Origin of the sequence: Collinsella aerofaciens ATCC 25986, from assembly GCF_010509075.1 — a bacterium.
Classification (GTDB): domain Bacteria; phylum Actinomycetota; class Coriobacteriia; order Coriobacteriales; family Coriobacteriaceae; genus Collinsella; species Collinsella aerofaciens.
The window spans coordinates 437,780-461,896 of sequence record NZ_CP048433.1 but is presented as its reverse complement, the minus strand read 5'-3'; the positions used below and the strand labels follow the sequence as shown (position 1 = coordinate 461,896).

The window sequence follows — 24,117 nt, the reverse complement described above, 5'->3', positions numbered from 1 at the left end:
CTTAAACAGGCTTCTTGTTCAGAATCACGCCGTTGGTGGTGTAACCCATGCGGTCGAGTGCCTCGAGTGCAGCGGCCCCCTCGGCTTCCTTCTTGGAGGAACCGGTGCCGCGGCCCTGGCGGATACCGTCGATGAGCACCACAGCGGTAAAGGTGGGCGCATGCGCGGGGCCCTCGGAGCCAACCAGCTTGTACGCCGGGGGCTCGTGACCGTCGGCTTGCACGCACTCCTGCAAAAACGACTTGGGGTTCGCAGGATGCTCGGCACGCTCAGAAGCCAAATGCGGCTTAAGCGTACGGTGAATGAACTCCGCCGCAACGTCCCAGCCGGCGTCCAGATACAGCGCGCCCACAAGCGACTCGTAGACGTTCTCGAGCGCCGAATGCAGGCCGCGCGCACCGGTACCGGTCTCAGAGGCACCAAAGATGATGATGTCGTCGATGCCCAGCTCATGAGAAACCTCGGACAGCGTAGCGCCCGAGACAAGCGACACCTTCAGGCGCGTGAGCTTGCCCTCGTCAAACTCCGGATAGGACTCAAACAGGGAGCGTGCGACCACAGCGCCCAAAATGGAATCGCCCAAGAACTCAAGGCGCTCATAGCTGGCAGAAACCGGCTGGCCCTCGACTGCCGAGGGATGCGTAAGCGCCGCGCGCAGCAGCACCTTATTGTTGAACTCGTGGCCCAAGATTTCCTGGGCGCGCGTAAGTCGGTCGGATAAAGCCAAGACTTAGGCCTCCTTGGCAGCTTCGATAGCGTCGACGGCGTCGGCGACAGAGTTGAGCGAGAGCAGGGTCTCGTCATCGATCTCGAGGTTGAACTCGTCCTCGATAGCCGTAACCAGCTGCAGGCGCTCGAGCGAGTTGGCATCGAGGTCGTCAAAGGTGGTCTCATCGCTAATTTCGGCAACATCGACGCCCAGAACGTCAGCAGCGACCTCGGCGATCTTGTCGAAGATTTCGGAGCGGTCCATAGCGCTTCCTCTCATAGTGCATGAATACCAAAAGAATGGTACCGCCCGGGCGGTACCAAGACACGGTTCTGATTCTACCCCACGACGTGCGCCGCGAAGCACATAACAGCGCTCTAACTCGCTCTTATAAAACGATACCGTCCATAGAGTTGGCGACATTCTCGACCAGCCCGGCGCGCACGGCTTCGGCCGCCGCGAGCGTACCGTTTTTGACAGCCTCGACCGAGGTGGCGCCATGGCCGATCAGGACCACGCCGCGCAGGCCCAAAAGAATCGCGCCGCCCTTGGCGTCGCCCGAAAGCTTGGCCTTTATCTCGCGCATCTGCTTTTTAATGAGCAGCGCGGCGATCTTGGTGCCGAGCGAAGACATAAAGACGCCCTTAAGCTCCTGCAGCAAAAACTTGGCAGCGCCCTCGGTGGCCTTGAGCGCAATATTGCCCGACATGCCATCGGCAACGACGACATCGAAGTTACCTGAGGTGATGTCCGTTCCCTCGCAGTTACCAACAAAGCCGGGAACGGCGGCTTTCATGGCCGGGAAGCAGGCCTTGGTAAAGTTGGAGCCCTTCTCATCCTCGGTGCCGTTGGCAAGCAGGCCCACGCGGGGATGCTCGATGCCCAGGACGACGCGCGCATAGGCACAACCCATCTGGGCAAAACGAACCATATCGTCGACCTCGACATCGGGGTTGGCGCCCATATCGCACAGCACCGTCAGGCCGCCGGCACGATTGGGCAGCGCATTGGTAAGGCACGGACGCACCGGCTGCTTCTTGCCCTCGGCCTGATACCTAAACGGCGTCACGTAGGCTGTGGCAGCGGCCGTCATGGCGCCGGTGGAGCCAGCAGAGAAGAACGCGTCCGCGTTGCCCTTCTTAATGGCACGGCAGGAAAGCACAATCGAAGACTTGCGCTTGGTCATCACGGCACGAATGGGATCGTCGTCCATGGCGATAACGTCGGGAGCCTCCAGGGCTTCGACGCGCGCATGGGAGGCGGCGAAGGGGTTGACGATTTCGGCGGGGCCGGCAGCCAGGACCTCGATATCGGGGTCGGCCGCAAGGGCGGCCTCGATACCATCGAGGACAACCTGGGGCTTCTCGTCTCCGCCCACAACGTCTACACAAACGCGAACGTTACTCATATACATGCTCCTTATACAAAAATGGCCGACTCATTGAGCCGGCCATTGTGGTTCCATTTGGAACGGCATCGTGTCCAGAGTATACCGTTACTCGGTAACGATAACCTCGCGGTCCTTGTAGAAACCGCAGCTGGGGCACACGTGGTGCGGGAGCTTGACAGCGCCGCAACGGGGGCACGTGGACTGAGCCGCAGCCGAGATCTTCATGTTGGCGGAACGACGGGTGTGAGTGCGGATACGACCCTGCTTTTGTTTAGGTACGGGCATAGTGACCTTCCTTATGAACTATCCAGTGTGGCGATTACGCGCAAGTAGCGATACTACCACAGTTTTACTCGTCAAGCTTGAGATTCTTTAATGCTGCAAATGGATTTTCCGTGGCTTCGGCCCATTCGGCCTCAGCCTGGGCAGCGCAATCGCATTGCTCGACGTTGAGATTACCACCGCAGACCGGGCAAAGACCACGGCAATCGGGCGTGCAGAGAACCACGAACGGCGTGTCCATGACGACCGCGTCGTTGATGGGCTCGCCCAGATCGACGATGCGATCCTCGCCCAGCAGCTCGTAGCCGTCCTCGTAGGACTCGGGATCCTCGGGCTCGTTAAAGAGGTAGAACTCCTCGATCTCGCCGGCAATGTCAAACGAAGCGGGCTCCAGGCAGCGATCGCACTCGCCGGTAGCGTGTGCGCGGACCATGCCCGTGAGCAAGACACCGGTGCCGGCATTGGTAAAGACCACGTCATAGTCAATACCATCCTGCAGCCGGTACTCCTTCTCGCCCACCGTGTAGGTGGCGACATCGACCTTACCGGTCAGCGGATACGAGTCTCCAGGAAACTCAAGCTGCTCGGAAAGGTCGACGGTAACGCCCGGGAACTCAGCCATTACCACTGACCATTCTGTTGAGCAGCACCCTCGTTGAGCTGCTGACGGCAACGGGTAACGGTGCCGGTCAGACTCTTGAGGTTTTCCTCCAGGTGCGTAAAGACCTGCTCGGCGTAGTCCTCTGCGGCATAGCGCGTCTCGCGCTCGTACTGCTGGGCACGGTCGCGGATATCGTCGGCCTGCTGCTGTGCCAAGCGAACGATCTCCTGCTCACCGGCGATGGTGAGGGCCTGCTGCTGAGCATCGGCGATGATGGAATCGGCCTGAGCGGCGGCGGAAGCCATAAGCTCCTCGCGCTCCTTGAGGATGCGGCGGGACTTCTGCCACTCCTCGGGATAGCTCATGCGGATCTCGTCGAGGATGTTGAAGAACACGTCGGCGTCGATGACCTTGAACTGAGCGTTCTTGCCGAAAGGCGGCTTGGCTTCCTCGATCAGCCCTTCGAGCTCATCGACCAAGCTGACGATCCTATCGCCAGGAAAATTCTCGCCCGGCATCCGGTCTCCTTTCATAGGTAACATATCATCGTGCTAGTTTACCACATGCCACCAGGCAATAAGAAACGTCACGAAAAGCGATGTTTGAGCGCTTCGACCACGTTGGGCGGCACAAACGTCGACACGTCGCTGCCGAGCGAAGCAATTTGGCGCACCACCGAGCTCGAAATATATCCGTACTGCGGCGCACTCATGACAAAGATGGACTCCAGCTCGTTGTCCAGGCGGTAATTGAGGTCGGCCTGCTGAAGCTCGTACTCAAAGTCGGTCATGGCGCGCAGGCCCTTAACGACGGCGCCAGCGCCCTGCTCGCGCGCAAAGTCGACCAACAGGCCGGTAAAGGGCAGAACCTCGACACCCTCAATACCACCGAGCGCCTCGCGGGCCAGCGCCACGCGCTCGTCGAGCATAAAGGTGGTGCCCACGCCGTTTTTACCCTGCGACTCGGCAACAGCGACGATAACGCTGGGGAAGATGCGGCGAGCGCGGCGGATGACATCGATATGGCCAAACGTGATGGGATCGAAGGTGCCCGGGACGATCACGCGGCTGATGGTGTCATTCATGGGCGTCCTCCTGAAACGTCGCGGCATCGTTGTTGTCGGCATCGGTGCCGGCGCTATCGCCCTCACCATCGTCATCGCCGACCCAACGAAGCAGGTCGACCGAGGTAATGCCGTAGCGCTTCTCGCGCACGGTTACAAAGCCGGCAGGATGTGCACCCGCGTCGGCGGCAGCATGCTCGAACAGAGCATAGGCGCCCGGGGCGAGCAGACCCTGCTGGGCCAGGTTCTGCAACAGCTCATCGACCGGCATAGCACCAAAAGCATAGGGCGGGTCGAGCAAGACAAGATCGAAGGGGCCGCCCGGCACGCGGCCACGCGAAGCGCTCGCAAGGACATCGCCCGTCACCACACGCCAACGCGCGCGATCGCGGCAGAGCGACTCGATATTCTTGGTAATGAGCCTCGCGGCATTGCGATCGATCTCAAACGTCGTGAGCGAACGGGCGCCCCGCGAGAGCATCTCGATGCCTAGGGCACCGGAGCCGCCAAAGGCATCTAGTACGCGAACCTCGTCCAAATCAAAGTCGAAGGCCGATAGGACCATGGATGCGCACGCCTCGCGCACGCGGTCGGTCGTCGGACGCGTAACATCGCGACCGCGCGGCTCTTCGATCTTGCGACCGCGCCATTCACCGCCGATGATTCTCATCCTCCGCTGACCTCCTTAAAAATATGTCGATAACGCGTGGCAACCGCATCGCGCAGGGGACGCGTCGCCACAGAGTCAAGATTACTAGCATACCGCAAGAGCTCGACTGCGTCCAAATGCGCCCACTCGATGAGCTCCTCGTCGGCATCAAGGTCGACAAAACGCAGGGTCACGCCACCATGCTGACGGTAACCCAAGATCTCGCCCTCGTGGCGAAGGCGTAGGTCCATCTGCGCGAGCGTAAAGCCATCTGCGGTCTTTTCGAGCGACTGCAGGCGATCTTGTGCCGCCGATGTGCCGCCGTTGCCCTTGGAGTGCGTCATGACCAGGCATGTGCCCGCCACGCCGCCACGGCCCACACGACCGCGAAGCTGATGCAGGGCGGCCAAACCAAAGCGCTCGCCGTTCTCGATGACCATGACGGTGGCATTGGGCACGTCGACGCCCACCTCGACCACGGTGGTCGAAACGAGCACGTCAATCTCACCGCGTTTAAAGGCGTCGATCACGCGATCCTTCTCCCCCGCCCGCATGCGGCCGTGGAGACGTTCGATCGTAAGGCCCGGCAGCGCCAGGCGCAGGCGGTCGAGCTCGGTCGCCGTATCGTGCAGCGGCACGGGGACGGTCACACGGCCCTCGTCGTCACGGGCTATACCGGGCACATCCTCGAGCTCGTCGGCCGAGTCACTCGGCTCCACAAGCGGACAGATCACGTAGGCCTGCTGACCCTTCTCGTGCGCCTCGCGGATGGCGCCATAGGCCAGGTCGCGGCTCGACTCGGTGAGGACGCGCGTCGTCACGCCGGCGCCCGGGACGGGACGATGGCGAATGATGCTCGTTTCCAGGTCGCCGTAGACCGACAGCGCCAGCGTGCGCGGGATGGGCGTCGCCGTCATGACGAGCAGGTCCGCGCCGGGACCCTTCGCGCGCAAGGCGTTGCGCTGGCCCACGCCAAAGCGGTGCTGTTCGTCGATGACCACGAGTGACAGGTGCTTAAAATTCACGTCTTCGGAAAGCACGGCATGCGTACCAAAGAGCACGTCAAGCTCGCCCGATTCCAGCTGCACATGGATGCGCTCACGCTCCGCCGCCGGCGTGGCGCCCGTCAGGAGTGCCCAGGATATGCCGGCCTGAGAGAGCAAAGGGCCGGTCTTATCGGCATACTGACGAGCCAGCACGCCCGTGGGCGCCATGACGCAGGCCTGGGTGCCGCTATCGACGGCTACGGCCAACGCACAGGCGGCAACGGCCGTCTTGCCGGTACCGACGTCGCCCAGCAGCAGACGGTTCATGACGCGCGCATCATCGCACATATCGTGCAAAATATCCTGGAATGCGGCCTCCTGCTCGTCGCTCAGCGAAAACGGCAGGGCCTGCTTGAGAGCAGCAAGGTGCTCGCCCGCGATGTGGGCGTAGGGAACCACCTCGACCAAGCCGCCGTCATTGCGCAGACGCAGCGCGAGCTGCAGGTACAGGCACTCCTCATAGGCCAAACGGCGGCGCGCAATGTCGCGCTCGGCCATACTCGAGGGAAAGTGGATTGAACGAAGCGCACGGGCAGTGCTCATGAGCTTGCGCTTTGCGCGCAGCGGTGCCGGGATGGGATCAAAGGGATTGCCGACGAGCTCAAGAGCACCGCTCACGATGCGGCGCATCCATGCCCGGCTCACCCCATCGCTCACATAATGGACCGGCAAAATGGTACCCGCGGCACGACCACCCTCAAGCTTTTCAAAGTGCGGCGAGGCCATCTGCTTAAAACCGTAGGCAAACTCAACCTTGCCCATCACGGCCAGGCGGTCGCCCTGCTTAAGCTGCTGGGCAATCCAGGGCTGGCGGAAAAAGGCGACCTGCAGCACGCCTGTCTCGTCAACGAGTGAGACCTCGGTAACCTGCATGCGCGGACGCGGCTGCTTTTGGACGATACGATCGACCGTGGCGATGATGGTGCACACGGTACCGATGGGCGCCATCTCGATGGACCAAGAGCGGGTGAAGTCCAGATATCGATGTGGGATATGGAGAAGGAGGTCCCCCACCGTCCGAATTCCCAGACGACGAAGGGCCTCCTCACGTTTACCCGAAACATATTTGAGTCGCGCGATATCCTCGCCGAGCGCATTGCTCTGGGCAAAGCGCTCCGAGACGCGCGGCACGGAGCATAGCTCGGACATGTTCAGATGCCTACTCGATCGAGAAGATCACGGGATAGAGCGGTTGCTCGCCACGGTGGGCATCAATCTCCAAGTCGGGCTGAGCTTCCTCGATGGCGTCGACAATCTCCTGGAAGGCCTCGTCGGACAGCTCCTCGCCGGCCAGAATCGTCAGCGCGTCGCCTTCCTCTTCCTCCTGCATACGGTTGATGCAGTCGAGGGTGACCTGTTTCACATCGGAGCCGACCACGTCGATGGAACCGGCGATGATGCCCATGACGTCACCGGAGTGAATCGGAGAGCCGTCCGAGGCGCTGGAATCGCGCACGGCGCGGGTGACCTCGCCATCACGGACCTCGCTGATGGCGTCGACCATAGCGGCGACGGCGTCCTCGAGCTCGGAATCGGGCAGGACGGCGAACAGCGCGGAGAACGCCTGGGGAACGGTCTTGGTGGGAACGACGGCGACCTTCTTATCGGTGCAGGCAGAGGCAGCAGCCTCGGCAGCCATGCGAATGTTGCCGTTATTGGGCAGGATGATGACCGAGGTCGCGTTGACCTGGTCCACCGCGCCCAGCAGGTCGGCGGTCGAGGGGTTCATGGTCTGGCCACCCGAGACGATCACGTCAACGCCGAGGGACTTGAGGATGTCGGCCTCACCGGAACCGGCGGCAACGGCGACAAAGCCCAGCGCCTTGGCGGGCTCGGCAGCCTTCTCCTGGTCCTCATGAATCTTGGCGGTACGGTCGTGGGCCTCCATCTCCATGTTGTGGATAAAGACCTCGTAGATCTGACCAAGCTGCAGCATGTGCTCGAGCACCAAGTTTGGGGTGTTGGAGTGTACGTGAATCTTGTAATCGGGGTAAGCGCCAACGAGCAGCTCGCAGTCGCCCATGGAGCCCAGGAACTTAAGGCACTCGTCCTCGTCAAACGGGGCGTCTGCCTTAAACAGGAACTCATTGCAGTAACGGAACTCCGAGCCCTCCCAGTCGTCATTGGCCTCGATCTCAACACGGCCAAGAGCGGCATCGCGGGCAGAGCCTGCGGAATCAAACGTAGCGGAGAAATCCTCGACAACGGTGCTGCGGCCAAGAGCGGCAGCCACAAAGTTCTCGAGGAAAATGGCAAATCCAAAGGCGCCGGAGTCGACCACGCCGTTCTCCTTCAGAACGGGCAGCAGGTCGGGCGTGCGGGCGACGGACTGGTACGCCTCGACGACGATGGCGTCGAGCGCATCCTCGGCCGAGAACTTCTTCTTCTCGCACTCATCGGCCTTGGTCGAAACATCGCGCAGGACCGTGAGAATCGTGCCCTCGATGGGCTTGCGGACAGCCTGGAAGGCGACCTTGACGGCGCGACGGAAGGCGAAGGCGATGTTGGCGGACGTAATGGGCTCGTCGGCAGAGACAAGGCCCTCGGCTACGCCGCGCAGAATCTGCGACGTGATGACGCCGGAGTTACCGCGGGCGCCCATGAGGGAGCCGTGGGTGATGGCGCCGGCAATGGCTTCCATGTCAGCGTCGGCAGGAAGAGCAGAAAGCTCCTTGGTCACCGAGGCGAGCGTGAGAGACATGTTGGTGCCGGTATCGCCATCGGGTACGGGGAAGACGTTGAGCTTGTTGATCTCCTCGGCCTTGTCGGAAACGGCAGCCGCAGCGATCGGAAAACAGGTGCGAATGGTCTTTGCAATCATGGGTGTTAGAATCTCCGTTTTCGGATGCTAGTTCAGACGGCTCTTGAGCGCGTCGATGTGAATGCCGATCTTAAGGCTGGCGGGATCGATCTGGGCGATCTCCTGCAGGGTGAAGGCAACGGAGCTCGAAAGATTGTGGCAGACGGACTTCATGTTGACGCCGTTCTCGAGCACGACGTGAAGGTCGACCGTGAGGCCGTTCTCATCGGCGGAGACAAGCACGCCCTTGCGGAGGCGCTGACCGGCAAGCAGGCGCACGCTCTCGGCACCCTGGAGCTGCTCGGCCATACCGACGACGCCGTAGCACGTCATCGCGGCATAACCGGCAATATCGGCAATAACGTCATTCGAGACGCTCAAGCTGCCGTTAATGGTCTCAGACACAAGAATCTCCTTTTCTGGTGCTCGCGGCACCATGTCGTGGGAGCAATCATTGCAATATTCTACAACGACCACGCCATGTTAGGGCGGCGGGGTTCACGATTACATCCTCGACACGAAATGTTGATAAGGTAACGTTCGTGACAGCCGATCGCGGCATGAAAAAACCCGCCGCATAAGCGACGGGTTTTACAACCTGGCTCCCCGGGTAGGACTCGAACCTACAACAGCGCGGTTAACAGCCGCGTGCTCTACCATTGAGCTACCGAGGAATTTAAAAGCCCAGCGGAATGGGCTGAGAAATTCTGGCTCCCCGGGTAGGACTCGAACCTACAACAGCGCGGTTAACAGCCGCGTGCTCTACCATTGAGCTACCGAGGAATAGGTGCGTGCTCTCAAGCAACGAAGTTTATTATACGGACGAATCAGCTCAGGGCAAGAACTTTTTTGAGATTTTTTCCGACCTAGTCATTGGGGACGTCCCCAATGACCACATGAAAGCGCCCCCAAGCGGATGTGCTTGAGGGCGCTTCTTGCTTGCGAGGTTATGACTCGATGTAGTCCTTCAGCTTGCTGCTGCGGCTCGGGTGACGAAGCTTGGCCAGGGTCTTGGACTCGATCTGGCGGATACGCTCGCGCGTGACACCAAACTCGCGACCGACCTCCTCGAGCGTGCGGGGATGCCCGTCGACAAGGCCAAAGCGCAGCTCGATAACCTTGCGCTCACGATCGGCAAGCGAGTCGAGCACCTGAGTGAGCTGCTCCTGTAGCATGGAGAAGCTGGCGGCATCGGGCGGAACGATTGCCTGGGAGTCCTCGATGAAGTCGCCCAGCTGGGAATCCTCTTCCTCGCCGATGGGGGTCTCAAGCGACACGGGCTCCTGCGAGATCTTCTGGATCTCGCGGACGCGGTCGGCGCTCATGTCCATCTCGGCACCGATCTCTTCGGGGGTCGGGTCGCGGCCCAGGTCCTGAAGGAGCTGACGCTGCACGCGGACGAGTTTGTTGATAGTCTCGACCATGTGCACGGGAATACGGATGGTACGGGCCTGGTCGGCGATAGCGCGCGTAATGGCCTGACGGATCCACCACGTGGCGTACGTGGAGAACTTAAAGCCCTTCTGGTAGTCGAACTTCTCGACGGCGCGGATCAGACCGAGGTTGCCCTCCTGAATCAGGTCCAGGAACAGCATGCCGCGACCGACATAGCGCTTGGCGATGGAGACGACCAGACGAAGGTTTGCGCTGATGAGCGCCTGCTTGGCTTCGAGGCCCACGTTCTCAATGCGCGTAAGACGACGTATCTCGGCACGCGTGAGTTCGAGCTCACCAGCATCGGCAGCCTCGAGCTTCTCGGTAGCCTCGAGACCGGCCTCGATCTTCATAGCCAGATCGACCTCTTCGGAGGCGGTCAACAGGTCGACCTTGCCGATCTCCTTGAGGTACATACGGACCGGGTCGCCGGTCAGCATCACCGTGGAGGCATCGATGCCACGCACGCGGGAGCGTGAACGGGACGTGCGCACGGTGCGCTTCTTCTTGTTCTTGGAAGAACCCATCTCAGCGTCGGCCTGACGGGCCATCTTAAGCTCGTGATCGTCAAGCGAGCCGGAATCGTGCTCGTCGTCGTCATCGAAATCGTCGGTATCGGTATCGGTATCGTCATCGTCGACACCCATGGGGGCGTCGTCGTTACCGCTCGCGGAGATAATCTGGATGCCGCTGTTGCGCAGCGCGGAATACACCGCGGTGAGCTGCTCGTCAGAAACATCGATATCCTTCAGGGCGACCTGAATCTCGTCCTCGGTTACCGAAGTCCTGTTTGAGCCGTTGCCCATGAGCTTTGCAACGTAGGATTCCAGCCCAGTACCCGTGCTCTCAGTCTTTTTTGGCACAGATTCTCCCTTCATAGTCCACAGGACTCAATACTTTAGCACACACATTGACGTCTATACCCAAAAAGAAGACTGGATATAGGCGAGAATACGCTGGTTGACCACAACATCTAGGCTTGTTCGGTGCCCGCGGCCTCCAGGCCGATCAAACGGAACGGGTCCGCCACGCCGCCGATCGACTTTTGCAGTTCGCGTTGACGTTGCGAATCCTGCGCGGCCTGCACGGTCAGCGCGCGACGGGCCTCATCATCGAGTGATCGGTCTTGGCGCAGTTTAGCCTGCGCGGCGCGCATGCGACGCTTGATGGTATAGAGCTCGAGCGTATCGAGCATAAAGACGATATTCGTCTCGGTGGGGTGCTTGCTCGTCGCCGAGATGCGCCCGGCGCTCACAAGCGTTGCCGCCTCGGGGCACACCGAACGCGCCGCATCCATGCAAGCGGCAGGGTCGGTACCCGGCGGCGTTGCCAGCACGGCCCACGCAATGGACTCGTGACGTGGGTCGACCCACTCGATGGAGCAGATGCGATCGGCATACGTGCGGAACAGGTCGGGGTAGCTAGTGAGCATCGTCAGCAGCTCGCGCTCCCCCGCCAGGGACTTGCGTTCAAGATCGGTAAGAACCATCGGCGCCGCCGCAGCCGGTGCGCCCAAACCGTCAGCCGCAGGCACAGCGCCCATACCATCAGGCACATCGATCGGCGGCAGGTCGTCGACGACCTCCACGGGCGCGGCACCGTAGGCATCGAGCGGGACGTAGTCGTACGGCTCTTCTTCGACCGGCGCGGACACCGGCGGCGTCACGCCCGATGCCCAAGCACCACGACCGGCATCACGAGAACCCGATGCCCGACCGCCCGCGCTACCGGACCGCTCAGCCTGTGCTCGCTGGCGCTCATAGTTTTGCTCGCGACGCCGCTCCGCATCTTCGCGCTTGGCGACATCGCGAAACACGCGACCCGAACTCGCGCGCACCGTCTCCAAATCTAAACCCAGCAGATCGGCAATCTGGATAAAGTACGTGTCAATCATATAGCTATCGCGCAGCGGATAGATAAGCGTCAGCGCATCCTCCAGCGCCTTGGCGCGACCGCCTGGCGTAGTGATGTCGCTCGACTCCTGCAGCGAACGGTAGACAAAGTCCATAAGCGGCTCGGCAGCGTCGATGCGCGCCTGCAGCTCCTCTCCGCCGTGCGCCGTGATGAACTCCATGGGATCGTTGCCGTCAGGCAGTACCACGCAGCGCAGGTCCATCGAATCCTGCTCGATAAACTGAATCGCGCGACGGGCGGCCTTTTGACCGGCGGCATCGCCGTCGAACATATACACGATGCGCTTGGCAAAGCGGGTGAGCGTCTTGACGTGATGCTCCGTGAGCGCGGTGCCCAGCGTGGCGACAACGTTTTTAATCCCCGCCTCCCAGCAGGCGATGCAGTCGGTATATCCCTCCACAACGATGGCGGTATCCTGCGCGACGATAAACTCCTTGGCCCAATTAAAGCCGTAGAGGTTTCGCTTTTTATGAAACACGCTCGTCTCGGCGGTGTTGAGGTACTTGGGTTGGCCGTCACCCATGATGCGCCCGCCAAAGGCAATGTTGTGACCCTGCTCGTCAAAGATGGGAAACATCACGCGGTCGTAGAAGCGGTCGGCAAGCTGCCCGCGCCCGCGGCTCACGGCAACATTGGCGTCGATCATCTCCTGCGGGGTAAAACCCGCCTGGGACAGGTGCGACACCAGCGCGTTGCGCCCCGGAGCAAAGCCCAGGCAGTAGCGGCGGCAGACGTCGCCACCCATGCCGCGGCTGGCAAAGTACTCACGCGGACGACCGTCCTTACCACGCATAAGCATGGTGTGGTAGAACTGAGCAGTCTCGGCGCACAGATCGTAGATTCTCGCACGTTTGGTACCGCGCTCGCGGCGATCTCCGGTGTCGTGCAGCTCAATACCCGCGCGATCGGCCAAATAACGGATTGACTCGGGAAAGCTCAGGTTCTCGCGCTTCATGATATAGGTGAAGACGTCGCCACCCTCGCCGCAGCCAAAGCAATGCCACACCTGCGTGGCGGGAATAATGTGGAAGGACGGCGTCTTTTCGCCATGAAAGGGACAGCATCCCCAAAACTCATGGCCGCGGGGCTTGAGCTCAACCGTTTCCTGCACGATGGCGACTAGGTCGGACGCAGCGCGTACCTGGTCTTTTTCCTCATCGCTAATCACGGATGCTCACCCCCTGCTCGCCCAAGTTGTGACGAATATCTTCGATATTACCCTCGACGGTCGCGATCAACTCATCCAGCGAATCGAACAGACGCGAGGGACGCAGCCAGCGCGTAAACGCCAGCGAAACGGAAGAGCCGTACAGGTCGCCCGTATAACCAATTAAATTAGCCTCGAGATGCGCAGATGCTGCATCGTCAGCATACGTTGGCGGCAGGCCGACGTTCACGGCAGCGGGCCACACGGTGTCATCGACCAGCACCAGACCCTCATACACGCCGTCCGCAGGCACCTGAATACCATCGGGAACTTGTAGGTTTGCCGTGGGAAAGCCCATGCCAGAACCCTCGTGACGGCCGCGAATAACACCGCCACGCACCATATACGGACGGCCGAGTAACTCAGCAGCCAGCTCCACATGGCCCTGTCCCAGCTCATGACGGATACGGGTGGCGCAAATGGCCTCGCCGCCCTCGCAAAGTAGGTCGTGACCATACACATCAACGCCATGCACGGCACCCCAGGCGCGCATCTCGGCAACACCAGATGCACCGCCGCGACCCAGCCTAAAGTCGCTGCCAACGCGAATCGAGCGAATGTCAACCACGCGCGACAGCAGCGCAAGAAAACCAACATGGTCGAGTACCGCAACCTCTGGCGTAAAGGGAACGGCCACCACCACATCGACCCCGGTCTGAGCCAAGGCATGCAGACGGTCGGCCGTCGTCATCAATTTTTGAGCGGGCGAAGAGCTCACCACAACGTCCGGGTCGGGATCGAAAGTGACCACGACTGCCTTGCAGCCATGGGCACGGGCATCACGGACAAGCGCCGCAATGAGCTCCTGGTGTCCACGGTGCACGCCATCGAACACGCCAATGGCGATTGATGCGGCACCCAGGTGCTCGCACTCATCAAACGCATCGGCAGCAACGATGCGAGCCTCGTCCGACTCGCCCGCGAAAAAGACACGCGCGAGCTCGCGAGCGGACAACATCATCGAACACCGCCGATTGCCTGCGGAAATACGTGCTCCATGACAAAGCGGCCACCCTCAATGCGGGCGAGCGCCTTGAGTCCCCCATCGAGCACCAACGCAAACGGCGCCTTCAAGGCATCGAAATCGGCAAGCGCACGCTCAACGGGAATGCGTCGGCCGCAGAGCAGGTCGTCGGCAAGATTGCCCGGCAAGTCAACACGCGTGGCGCCCAGAGCCGCAATGGGGTCCAGGGCAAAGCCAGCCGCGGACTCGGGAGAAAGCTCCTCGACCGCATGACAAGCGCCGATGGAAACAACACCGGAGGCCGTACGGCGCAGCGCGGAAATGTGCGCGGCGCTCTCGCAGGCGCGGCCCAGGTCGCGAGCGAGCGCTCGGATATAGGTTCCCTTGCTCACCGAGAACGCCACGGTCCACACGCACGTATCACCTTCGCCGCCCACGGCGATCAGGTCGGCGGCATAGACCTCGACGGGGCGCGGAGGTAGGTCCACCGCATTGCCCTCGCGAGCAGACTTATAAGCGCGAACGCCATTGACCGAGATAGCCGAAAACGCCGGCGGCACCTGCATCTGCGGACCCAGCATGGCGGCCAAGTGCTCACGGGCATAGGCAGGATCGCGGAGCTCGTTGGCAACAGCCACCGTGCGGACCGCCTCGCCCTCCGCATCATCGGTATTGGTCTCGGCGCCAAACGAGATGTCGGCGACATAGCTTTTGGTATCAAGGGTTAGCATGCCCAGCAGGCGAGTGGCCTGGCCCACGCCCACCACCATGACACCCGATGCCATGGGGTCGAGCGTGCCGGCATGGCCGACGCGCCGCTCATGGAGGGCGCGTCGGCATTGCGAGACCACATCGTGGGACGTGCAGCCCACCGGCTTATCGACGGCGAGCAGCATATTCAGTTGTGAAGGCATACGACGAGCCATGTACCATCCAAAAAGTTAAAGCTCGACGGTCACCGAAGCGGGATCCTCCCCTACCAGCTCGGCCAGCATGGGAAGTGCCACGGTGAGCGTCTCGAGAATCGTTCCGTTGTTGGAGAAACCGGCGGCAGCGGAATGTCCACCTCCGCCAAAGGCAGCAGCGATCTCAGACACATTGAGGTCGCCCTTGGAGCGCAGGTTGCCGCGCACCTTGGTATCGCCCTCAATGCCCTTCAGGAACAGGCAGACCTCCACGCCCATCACCGAGCGCACCACGTCAACCAGGCCGTCGCACTCATCCGAGGTGACACCGCAAGCCTCAAGGTCACTCTGGTACGCGTAGCTATACGCCACGCGCCCGTGGGCCACCGTCTTGATGCGGCCCATAACGATGGACTTGAGGTGCAAAAACTCAACGCGCATGCTCTGATATACCTCGAGTGCCACACGCGCCGGATCGGCACCGTGGGCAACCAGTCGCGAGGCCGCATGGAACGCAGCAGCATCGGCGTTTTGGTACTGAAAACGGCCGGTGTCGGTCACCAAGCCGCACAGCAAGCAAGTCGCGACGCCATCACGGGCGACAATGCCACAATTGTCCAAGAAACGGTCGATGATCATGGCGCAGGCTGCAGCTTCGACGCGCCTCAGGCTGAGCTCGGCAAACTCCTCGCGAGCCGGATGGTGATCGAAGCACACCACATGCTTGGAGCGACGAAGCACCTCGGCGGAATTGTTGAGGCGCTCGACGACCGGCACGTCCACCGAGATGAACAGGTCGGGATTGCCGGTGTACGCAGATGCCGGCACCAGGCGATCGGAGCCTTCCATAAAGCGGTAGATGCGAGGAACCGGGTCATCGTCTGCCAGCAGCAGCGCAATGTCCTTGTTGGGGAAAAACTTCATGAGCGAAAGGCCCAGACCCAATACGGAGCCCAAGGCATCGCCATCGGGAGAAGTATGTCCCGAAATCGCAATGGAGGACGCACCCTCGATGAGCTCGAGGATGCGTCGCTGAATATCTGCAGACTCGCACGAGGCGAGGTCGGCGGAATTAGTCATCTAAAGCTGCCTCCTGGGCGGCATCCGCTATCGGATAGCCGTCCTCGTCCTTTTCGATCGCAAGCGTGGCGGGAACGTTTTCCAGCGCACGCGTGATGCGCTCGGCCTCATCGGTCGAGCGATCGATGCGAAAATCGAGCTCGGGCGTGACACGCCAATCGAGCGAGCGAGCCAACAGGCTGCGAATACGGCCCTTGGCACTTGCGAGCGCCTCCATGACCTCGTCGTAGCGGCTCGCATCGCACGACACGTACACACGCGCGAACGAACGGTCCACCGCGACCTCGACCGCGGTCAAAGTAACTAGGTCGAGACGCGGATCGGAAACCTCAAAGAGCAGGATATAACCAAGCTTCTCGCGAAGCTGCTCGCCCAGACGGCGGGTTGCCTGCGTTTGCTTCATAGCGCTACCCCCTACTCGGTACGGGCAACCTGGTCGATGCGGTAACCCTCGATCTGGTCGCCGGGCTTGATGTCCTGGAAGTTCTCCAGGCCAATGCCGCCCTCGGAACCGCTCTTGAGGCTCTTGGCCTCGTCCTTGTAGTGGCGCATCGAGGCGATCTTGCCGTTGAAGACCACGATACCGTCGCGCACCAGGCGCACGGAATCGGTCGCGGCGATCTCGCCCTCTTCGACGCGGACACCGGCGGCGATACCGACTTTGGGCACCTTGAAAGTGTCCAGGACAGTCGCGGTACCCGTGGCGACCTCGACCTCGGTGGGCTTGAGCATGCCGATACGGGCGGCGTCGAGCTCCTCGAGGCACTTGTAGATGACGTCGTAGCAACGGATCTCGACGCCCTCGCGCTCGGCGGCGGAGCGGGCCTTACCGTCGGGACGGACGCCAAAGCCGATGATGATGGCGTTGGAGGCGTCGGCCAGGACAACGTCGGTCTCGTTAATGGCGCCGACGGCGGAGTGGATCGTGTTGATGCGAACCTCGGACTGATCCATCTTGTCGAGCGAGTCCTGAAGGGCCTCGATGGAACCCTGGACGTCGGCCTTGATGATCAGGTTGAGCTCCTTGACCTCGGCGTCGGCAATGGTCTCGAAGAGGTTCTCGAGCGTGACGTGCTTGACGCGGCTCTGCTCCTCGATACGAGCCTTGAGCGAACGCTCGTCGGCAAGGGCGCGAGCCTCGCGCTCGTCCTCAAACACGCGGAACTCGTCGCCGGCGTTGGGCACAGACTGCAGGCCCAGGATCTCGACGGCGTCGGAGGGACCGGCCTCGGTGACGGCGCGACCCTTGGGGTCGAGCATGGCGCGGACGCGACCGTAGGTAAGGCCGGCGACCAGCGTATCACCCACGTGCAGGGTACCGCGGGTCACGAGCACGGTAGCAACCGAACCGCGGCCCTTGTCGAGCTTGGCCTCGAGGACATTGCCGGAGGCAAAGGTGTCCGGGTTGGCCTTAAGCTCGAGCACGTCGGCCTGGAGCAGCACGGTCTCCAGAAGATCGTCGATACCGATCTTCTGCTTGGCCGAGATGTTGACGAACATGTTCTGCCCGCCCCACTCCTCGGGGATGACGCCGTACTCGGTGAGCTCCTGACGCACACGGTCGGGGTTGGCGCCCGGCTTATCGATCTTGTTGACGGCAACGACGATGGGAACGCCGGCGGCCTTGGCGTGGTTGATCGACTCGACCGTCTGGGGCATGACGCCGTCGTCGGCGGCGACGATCAGGATGACGATGTCGGTCACCTTGGCGCCACGGGCACGCATGGCCGTAAAGGTAGCGTGACCCGGGGTATCGATGAAGGTGATCTTGCGGTCGTTGATCATGACCTGCGAAGCGCCGATGGCCTGCGTAATGCCGCCCGCCTCGCCGGCAGCAACGCCGGTGTGACGGATGGCGTCGAGCAGCGACGTCTTGCCGTGGTCGACGTGACCCATGACGGTGACGACCGGGGCGCGCGGCTTAAGGTCGGCGGGATCGTCGTAGAACGAGAAGGTGTTCTCCTCCTCGGGGGTGATGATCTTGATCTGACGGCCCAGGTCGTCGGCGACGAGCTCGACGAGGTCGTCGGACATGGACTGCGTCATGGTAAGCGGCGTACCCAGCAGGAACAGGCGCTTGATGATGTCGTTGGCCGGAACGTCGAGCGCCTCGGCAAGCTCCTGGACGGTAACGCCCTGGGAGACCTTGATGGCGTCGAGGTCCTCAGGGTTCACGCCCTGGGCCAGCGCCTCCTCTATCTTGCGCTCCTCCTGAGCCTTGGCAGCCTCACGCTCGCGCTTCTCCTTGCGCTTCTTGCGGCGACCGGTGGACTCGCGAGAGGCCTCCTCGACGGCGGCACGAGCCTCCTCGAGCACCTTCTCGCGGCTGTACTCCTCGGCCTCGCGAGCCATGCGGCTGTAGTGGTCCTCTTCGTTGTTGTGACCGCCCTTGCGCTTCTTGCCCTTGCCCTGCTTATCGGGGTTGGGGAAGTCCATGCCGGCAGCGACGTTGTTGCTGGCGTTAGTGCGATGGCTGTGCGGACGGCTCTCGGAGGCGTTGCGCTCGGAGTTGTTGTCGGAAGCGTTACGATCGTTACGACGGCCACCGCGGCGGTCGTTGTTGCCGCCACGACGGTTACCGCGCTCTGCGGCGCGCTCGGCCTTGGCCTTGTCCTCGGCGTCCTTCTTCTCCTTGAGCACGGTCTCCTGTGCGGCGATCTGGTCGAGCAGCGAACGGAAGCGCGAACCGGAGTCGGAAGCGGGAACGGCGCGGCGCTGGGCCTCGCGGGCAGCCTCCTCCTTCTCGCGGGCAAGGCGCTCCTGTTCGGCCTTCTTCTTGGCCTCGGCCTCGGCGCGGGCGGCCTCCTCGGCAGCCTGGGCTGCGGCAAACTGGCGGCGTTCCTCCTCGCGGGCCTTCTCGGCGGCGATGCGCTCGCGCTCGGCCTCGGCGGCGCGTGCGGCCTCCTCGGCGGCAGCTGCCTGCTCCTCGGCCTGCTTGGCGGCCTCGACTTCCTGAGCGCGGGCCTCGATCACCGAGGCGAGCTGCTTGCGGACCATAGCGACATAGGCGTCCTCCAAGGTGGAGGAAGCGGACTTAGCGGGAATCTTCATATCGGCGAGATGACCCATCAGTTCCTTGGAGGTCATGCCGAACTCTTTGGCCAGGGTGGACACACGGACTTTTGCCATATGACTTCACCTACCCTTTCTGGCACCTTGGGTGCCTAGAGACTGAACGAGCGTAGGGCATGCGCTGGGACCTGCCCGGCGCGACCGCGCGCTAGATCAGGTCCTCCGCATCATCGAAGGCGTCGGTGTCGTGGACACCGCAGAAACGGGAGCCGGGACGAGCCTGGTTGCGGCACTGGATGCCGTCCTCGGACACATACTCGCAGCGGCGGACGTCCTCGTCCTCCTCGTCACCGATCAGGTCGGCGGCGGGCTCCTCGTGAACGGGAACGTTCTTGAGGATGTCGGCGGCAAGCGTCTCGGACTTGATGTCGATGTGCCAGCCGGTCAGGCGCGCGGCGAGGCGGGCATTCTGGCCCTCCTTGCCGATGGCGAGGGACAGCTGGTCGTCGGGAACGATGACGCCGGCGTAGGCCTTCTCCTCGTCGATGAGGACGCGGGTGACCTTAGCGGGCGACAGGGCGTTGGCGACGTAGACGGCAGGATCGGCATCCCACAGGATGACGTCGACGCGCTCGCCGCGGAGCTCGCCCACGACAGCGCGAACGCGGCTGCCCTTAGGGCCGACGCAGGCGCCCACGGGATCCAGACGGTCGTCGAGCGAGTGGACGGCGACTTTGGAGCGCTGGCCGGGCTCGCGGGCGATCGACTTGATCTGGACGGTGCCCTCATAGATCTCGGGCACCTCCTGCTCAAACAGACGACGCATGAGCTCGGGGTGGGTACGGGAGATGACAATCGGCGGACGGCTGTGCTCGCCGCGAACCGGCTGCAGGTTGGAGTTAGGGTCGCGAACGTCGATGATCACGGCCTTGATGTGCTGGTTGTGCAGGTAGCGCTCGCCCATCGGACGCTCGTTGCGCTCATTCTCGTAACGGCGCTGATCGAAGTGCGGAAGCTCGGCCTCGACGCCCTCGCGGATCTTGACGATCGTGAAGTCGGGCGTGGACTGCAGCACGGTACCGCTGATGAGGTCACCGATGCGGCCGGAGAACTCCTCGTAGATCTGCTCGCGGGCGGAGTTGCGCACAATGGCGTTAATCTCGGCCTTGGCGTGCTGGGCGGCGATGCGGCTCGTGTTCTTGGGGGTGACGTCGATCTCCTCGAACTCGGTGAAGTTGCCCTCCTCGTCCATGGAATCGTCGATCGGCTCCAAGCGGTAGACGTAGATCTTGCCGGTGGTGCGGTCGATGGTCACCTTGGCGCCCCACTCAAGATGCAGGATCTCGGCATAGCTCTTGGCGAGCGACTGCTCCAGGCGGTCGATCAGGTAGAGCTGGTCGATGTGCTTCTCCTGGCAAAGCTCCATCAGGGCGGACATCATGTCGGATGCTGCCATCTTACTTTCCTTCCTTCGCGGGCTTGAAGTCGTAGGTGGGCTTCAGCTTGCACTTTTTAACATCAGAGAAATCGAGGGTAACGGACTCGCCGTCCTCGAGCTCGAGGGTCACGCTCGTCTCGGTGGCGGAGGCAATCTTGCCGGCGTACTTGCGACGGCCCTCGGTGGCGGTGGAGGTGAGCTCGCAGTTCTCGCCCACAAAGCGGGCAAAGTCACTCGGACGGCGCAGCGGGCGCGCCATGCCCGGGCTCGACACCTCAAGCGTATAGCTCGAAGAGATGGGGTCGAGCTCCTCAATCACATCGCCGACCCACTTGGTGTTGGCCGTGACGTCGTTGAGCGACAGGCTCTGACCCTCGGCACCCTCGATACGCACGCGCACGCAGGGGGCCTTGGTGGCACCCACGAGCTCGACGTCGACGATGTCGATATCGTGCTGGGGAGCGACGGCCTCGAGCGCGTCGATGATCGCCTGCTCGGTCTTGGTCTTGACCATTGCGGCACCTCCATCCATACAAAAAAGAAGCGGGGCCGAAACCCCACTTCTTTCAATTACAACTTCATTTGCAAACAAACTATACCAATACCTGCGCAAACGTGCAACCACAACACAAACCCGCAGGTCAGCGTGAGCACAGGTTCTCCACAAGAAATGGATAATTGGGTGTTGTCGCAAGCATCCATAACCAAAAAGAGGGGTGACTCCCTGCGGAATCGCCCCTCGCTTTTACATGTCAGCTATGCACGCAGAGCTTACTTGACCACCAGGTTAACCAGCTTGCCGGGCACGCAGATGGCCTTGACGACCGTCTTGCCCTCAAGCCACTTGGCAACGGCTTCCTCGGCGGCAGCCTGCATCTCCTCGTTGGAGGCGTCGCGGGCGACGTCGATGCGGCCGCGAACCTTGCCGAGCACCTGCACGACGATCTGCACCGTGTCCTCGATGGACTCGGCCAAGTCGAACTCGGGCCAGGCGGCGGTGTAGGCGTTGCCCTCGCAGCCGAGTGCCTCGTGCCACAGCTCGTCGGCCCAGAACGGGCAGATGGGGGCAAGGACACTCACGATGTCCTTGGCCACGCCGTAGCACAGAGCCTTATCGCGGTCAGCACCCTCGGTGGCGTTGAGGTAGGCGCTCGCCGCGTTGACGAGCTCCATGACGGCCGAGATCGCGGTGTTGAACTGGCCGCGATCGAAGTCCTCGGTGCACTTGGCGATGGTGCGGTGACGCTCGCGATAGAGCTTCATCGCGACCTCGTCGAGCGCGGACTTGTCGAAGGCCACGTTGGCGTCGCTGGACTGGACGAGCTGCCAAACGATACGCCAGGCGCGCTTGATGAAGCGGTTGGCGCCCTCAACGGCCTTGGGATCCCAGTCGAAGTCCTTCTCGGGCGGGGCGATAAACAGGATCGCCAAACGCATGGTGTCGGCGCCGTAGGGTTCGATGACCGAGCTCGGGGGCACGACGTTGCCCTTGGACTTGGACATGGTGTCGCCGTTCTCGTCCTTGACCATGCCCTGGCACAGCAGGTTGGTGAAGGGCTCGTCCACGCTCAGCAGGCCCAGGTCGCGCAGCGCCTTGGTAAAGAAGCGGCTGTAGAGCAGGTGCAGAATGGCGTGCTCAATGCCGCCGATGTAGTTATCGACGGGCATCCAACGGTCGGCGGCCTCGCGGGAGAAGGGCAGCTCGGTGTTGTGCGGATCGGTATAGCGCAGGTAATACCAGCTGGAGCAGGTGAAGGTGTCCATGGTATCGGTCTCGCGTTTGGCCGGGCGACCGCAGACCGGGCAGGTGGTCTCGTAGAACTCCTTGCACTCGGCGAGGGTTTCGCCGGCGCCCAGGTCCAGGTTCTCGGGCAGCGTCACCGGCAGCTGATCCTCGGGCACGGGCACGATGCCGCAGTGCTCGCAGTGGATGGCCGGGATGGGGTTGCCCCAATAACGCTGACGGCTGATGAGCCAGTCGCGCAGGCGGAACTCGACCTTGCGACGACCGCAGCCCATGGCCTCGAGGTCGGCCACGATGGCAGCCTCGCCCTCGGAGTGCTTACCGCCGCGCATGCCGGTGTACTTGCCGGACTGGACCAACGTGCCCTCGGCAGCGTGGGCGCAATCCCAGTCGACGGTCTCGGCATGGAAGGTATCGATGGTCTCGCCGCTGGCCTCGACGGCAGCGCGATCGTCATCGTCCAGGATGATCGGCACGATCGGCAGGTCGTACTTGCGGGCAAACTCAAAGTCGCGCTGGTCGCCGCAGGGAACGGCCATGACGGCACCGGTGCCGTAGTCGGCAACGACATAATCGGCAACCCACACGGGGACTTTCTCGCCGTTGACGGGGTTTACCACATAGCGGCCCGTGAAGGCACCGTGCTTCTCGAGGGTGCCTTGGGCACGCTCGACGGCAGAGATATGCTTGGAGTCCTCGACGATCTTGGTGACGGCCTCCTCGTACTCCGTACCCTCGACGAGCTCGTGCAGGCCGGCGTACTCGGGAGCCAGGACAAAGAAGGAGACGCCAAAAAGGGTATCGGCACGCGTGGTGAAGACGGTGATCTTGCCCTCATCGCCCTCGATGGGCTCGCCATCCTGGTCGCACAGGGTAAAGTCGACCTCGGCGCCCTCGGAGCGACCGATCCAGTTGGCCTGCATCTGCTTGACGCGCTCGGGCCAGCCGGGGAGCTTCTCCAGGTCGTCGAGCAGCTCCTGGGAGTACTCGGTGATCTTGAAGTACCACTGCTCCAGGTCGCGCTTCTCGGGCTCGGTGCCGCAGCGCCAGCACTTACCCTCGGTGACCTGCTCGTTGGCCAGAACGGTCTTGCAGTTAGGACACCAGTTGACCGGGTTCTTCTTGCGGTAGACCAGGCCCTTTTCCCACAGCTTCTCAAAGATCCACTGACCCCAGCGGTAGTAGTCGGGGCTGCAGGTCTTGACCATGCGATCCAGATCGTAGGAGAAGCCCATGCGCTTCATCGTAGCGAGCGCCTGGTCCATGTTCTTATACGTCCAGGCAGCAGCCTGCGTGTTGTGCTTGATAGCGGCGTTCTCGGCAGGCAGGCCAAAGGCGTCAAAGCCGATGGGGTGCAGCACGTCGTAACCGCGCATGCGGGCCTGACGGGCCATGGCATCGCCGATGGTATAGTTGCGCGCGTGGCCCATATGCAGGTCGCCCGACGGATACGGGAACATCTCGAGCACGTACTTCTTGGGCTTACTGTCGTCGGTGTCGACAGCAAAGAGGTTGGAGTCCTCCCAGGCCTTCATCCACTTGGACTCAATGGCCTGCGCGTCGTAGGCAGGGATCTCATCCTTATGATCTGTGCAATCGCACATATCAGCTCCTTTGTTAGCTGGGTTGGGGCGGGGCGTTCTTACCTTTGCTCGCTGCTGCGGACAGTCCTGCTCGCACGAAGAGCACATTAAGTGCTCTTCGGCTCGTGCGGAACTTGCAGCGAGCAAAGGTAAGAACGCCCCGCCACATCGTTAACTCGCATGATGATAGCAAATACAACAAGCGAGATGCCTGCAACTTGCAGGCATCTCGCTTTATCTTAATAACGTGGTTGTGAATCAACCGCTAATTGTTACCAGCCCAAGCATGGTCGGGT

The 24,117-nt window shown here is 61.9% G+C and carries 21 protein-coding genes and 2 tRNA genes; all 23 read right to left on the bottom strand.

Annotated elements, in window-relative coordinates; genetic code table 11:
* Position 1 precedes the first annotated feature (1 nt).
* The 23 genes from rnc to leuS all read right to left on the bottom strand — a co-directional run bounded on the left by rnc (position 2) and on the right by leuS (position 23,842).
* The gene (rnc, locus tag GXM19_RS02145) at positions 2-727 is read right to left on the bottom strand and encodes a ribonuclease III (RefSeq protein WP_006234022.1); all 726 of its coding nucleotides are present in this window, start codon (positions 725-727) and stop codon (positions 2-4) included.
* 3 nt (positions 728-730) lie between these two features.
* A complete protein-coding gene (locus GXM19_RS02140; protein ID WP_006234023.1) occupies positions 731-973 on the bottom strand; it encodes an acyl carrier protein in 243 nt (80 codons plus the stop codon).
* Between the two features lie 124 nt (positions 974-1,097).
* Positions 1,098-2,117: a phosphate acyltransferase PlsX gene (plsX, locus tag GXM19_RS02135; protein WP_040358166.1), complete on the bottom strand. Its 1,020-nt coding sequence runs from the start codon at positions 2,115-2,117 to the stop codon at positions 1,098-1,100.
* Positions 2,118-2,204: 87 nt separating this feature from the next.
* Positions 2,205-2,384, bottom strand: coding sequence for a 50S ribosomal protein L32 (gene rpmF / locus GXM19_RS02130; RefSeq protein ID WP_022094017.1), 180 nt, complete (start codon positions 2,382-2,384; stop codon positions 2,205-2,207).
* 64 nt (positions 2,385-2,448) lie between these two features.
* Positions 2,449-3,003, bottom strand: coding sequence for a YceD family protein (locus GXM19_RS02125; protein WP_006234025.1), 555 nt, complete (start codon positions 3,001-3,003; stop codon positions 2,449-2,451).
* Complete coding sequence (locus GXM19_RS02120; protein WP_040358176.1) at positions 3,003-3,500, bottom strand: ATP synthase subunit B family protein; 498 nt, start codon at positions 3,498-3,500, stop codon at positions 3,003-3,005. The genes GXM19_RS02125 and GXM19_RS02120 overlap by 1 nt, the downstream gene beginning before the upstream one ends.
* A gap of 68 nt (positions 3,501-3,568) precedes the next feature.
* Positions 3,569-4,066, bottom strand: coding sequence for a pantetheine-phosphate adenylyltransferase (coaD, locus tag GXM19_RS02115; protein WP_006234027.1), 498 nt, complete (start codon positions 4,064-4,066; stop codon positions 3,569-3,571).
* Positions 4,059-4,715 (bottom strand): 16S rRNA (guanine(966)-N(2))-methyltransferase RsmD, encoded by a 657-nt coding sequence (gene rsmD, locus GXM19_RS02110; protein ID WP_006234028.1) that lies wholly within the window; start codon positions 4,713-4,715, stop codon positions 4,059-4,061. The genes coaD and rsmD overlap by 8 nt, the downstream gene beginning before the upstream one ends.
* Positions 4,712-6,889, bottom strand: a complete 2,178-nt coding sequence (gene recG / locus GXM19_RS02105; protein ID WP_006234029.1) for an ATP-dependent DNA helicase RecG — start codon at positions 6,887-6,889, stop codon at positions 4,712-4,714. The genes rsmD and recG overlap by 4 nt, the downstream gene beginning before the upstream one ends.
* A gap of 10 nt (positions 6,890-6,899) precedes the next feature.
* On the bottom strand, positions 6,900-8,561 hold the full coding sequence (locus GXM19_RS02100; RefSeq protein WP_006234030.1) for a DAK2 domain-containing protein: 1,662 nt from the start codon (positions 8,559-8,561) through the stop codon (positions 6,900-6,902).
* A 27-nt stretch (positions 8,562-8,588) separates the two neighbouring features.
* Positions 8,589-8,978 carry an Asp23/Gls24 family envelope stress response protein gene (locus tag GXM19_RS02095; RefSeq protein WP_006234031.1) on the bottom strand — a complete coding sequence of 130 codons (390 nt, stop codon included), beginning with the start codon at positions 8,976-8,978 and terminating at the stop codon, positions 8,589-8,591.
* A 161-nt stretch (positions 8,979-9,139) separates the two neighbouring features.
* Positions 9,140-9,214: transfer RNA gene (locus tag GXM19_RS02090), tRNA-Asn, on the bottom strand.
* A gap of 34 nt (positions 9,215-9,248) precedes the next feature.
* Positions 9,249-9,323 (bottom strand) — tRNA-Asn (locus tag GXM19_RS02085).
* Between the two features lie 164 nt (positions 9,324-9,487).
* Entirely contained in the window at positions 9,488-10,837 is a 1,350-nt protein-coding gene (gene rpoD, locus GXM19_RS02080) for an RNA polymerase sigma factor RpoD (protein ID WP_040358181.1), read from the bottom strand.
* A 110-nt stretch (positions 10,838-10,947) separates the two neighbouring features.
* On the bottom strand, positions 10,948-13,056 hold the full coding sequence (gene dnaG, locus GXM19_RS02075) for a DNA primase (protein ID WP_040358183.1): 2,109 nt from the start codon (positions 13,054-13,056) through the stop codon (positions 10,948-10,950).
* Positions 13,049-14,056, bottom strand: coding sequence for a riboflavin biosynthesis protein RibF (gene ribF / locus GXM19_RS02070; RefSeq protein ID WP_006234035.1), 1,008 nt, complete (start codon positions 14,054-14,056; stop codon positions 13,049-13,051). Before ribF ends, dnaG begins: the two co-directional genes overlap by 8 nt.
* On the bottom strand, positions 14,053-14,973 hold the full coding sequence (gene truB / locus GXM19_RS02065) for a tRNA pseudouridine(55) synthase TruB (RefSeq protein ID WP_239057633.1): 921 nt from the start codon (positions 14,971-14,973) through the stop codon (positions 14,053-14,055). Before truB ends, ribF begins: the two co-directional genes overlap by 4 nt.
* A gap of 27 nt (positions 14,974-15,000) precedes the next feature.
* Positions 15,001-16,044, bottom strand: coding sequence for a DHH family phosphoesterase (locus GXM19_RS02060; protein ID WP_006234037.1), 1,044 nt, complete (start codon positions 16,042-16,044; stop codon positions 15,001-15,003).
* Complete coding sequence (gene rbfA / locus GXM19_RS02055; protein WP_006234038.1) at positions 16,037-16,447, bottom strand: 30S ribosome-binding factor RbfA; 411 nt, start codon at positions 16,445-16,447, stop codon at positions 16,037-16,039. Before rbfA ends, GXM19_RS02060 begins: the two co-directional genes overlap by 8 nt.
* A gap of 11 nt (positions 16,448-16,458) precedes the next feature.
* Positions 16,459-19,173 carry a translation initiation factor IF-2 gene (infB, locus tag GXM19_RS02050; RefSeq protein WP_006234040.1) on the bottom strand — a complete coding sequence of 905 codons (2,715 nt, stop codon included), beginning with the start codon at positions 19,171-19,173 and terminating at the stop codon, positions 16,459-16,461.
* 91 nt (positions 19,174-19,264) lie between these two features.
* Positions 19,265-20,512 (bottom strand): transcription termination factor NusA, encoded by a 1,248-nt coding sequence (gene nusA / locus GXM19_RS02045; protein ID WP_006234042.1) that lies wholly within the window; start codon positions 20,510-20,512, stop codon positions 19,265-19,267.
* A gap of 1 nt (position 20,513) precedes the next feature.
* Positions 20,514-21,008 (bottom strand): ribosome maturation factor RimP, encoded by a 495-nt coding sequence (locus GXM19_RS02040; protein ID WP_040358189.1) that lies wholly within the window; start codon positions 21,006-21,008, stop codon positions 20,514-20,516.
* Positions 21,009-21,265: 257 nt separating this feature from the next.
* Positions 21,266-23,842, bottom strand: a complete 2,577-nt coding sequence (gene leuS, locus GXM19_RS02035) for a leucine--tRNA ligase (protein WP_006234045.1) — start codon at positions 23,840-23,842, stop codon at positions 21,266-21,268.
* Positions 23,843-24,117: the final 275 nt, after the last annotated feature.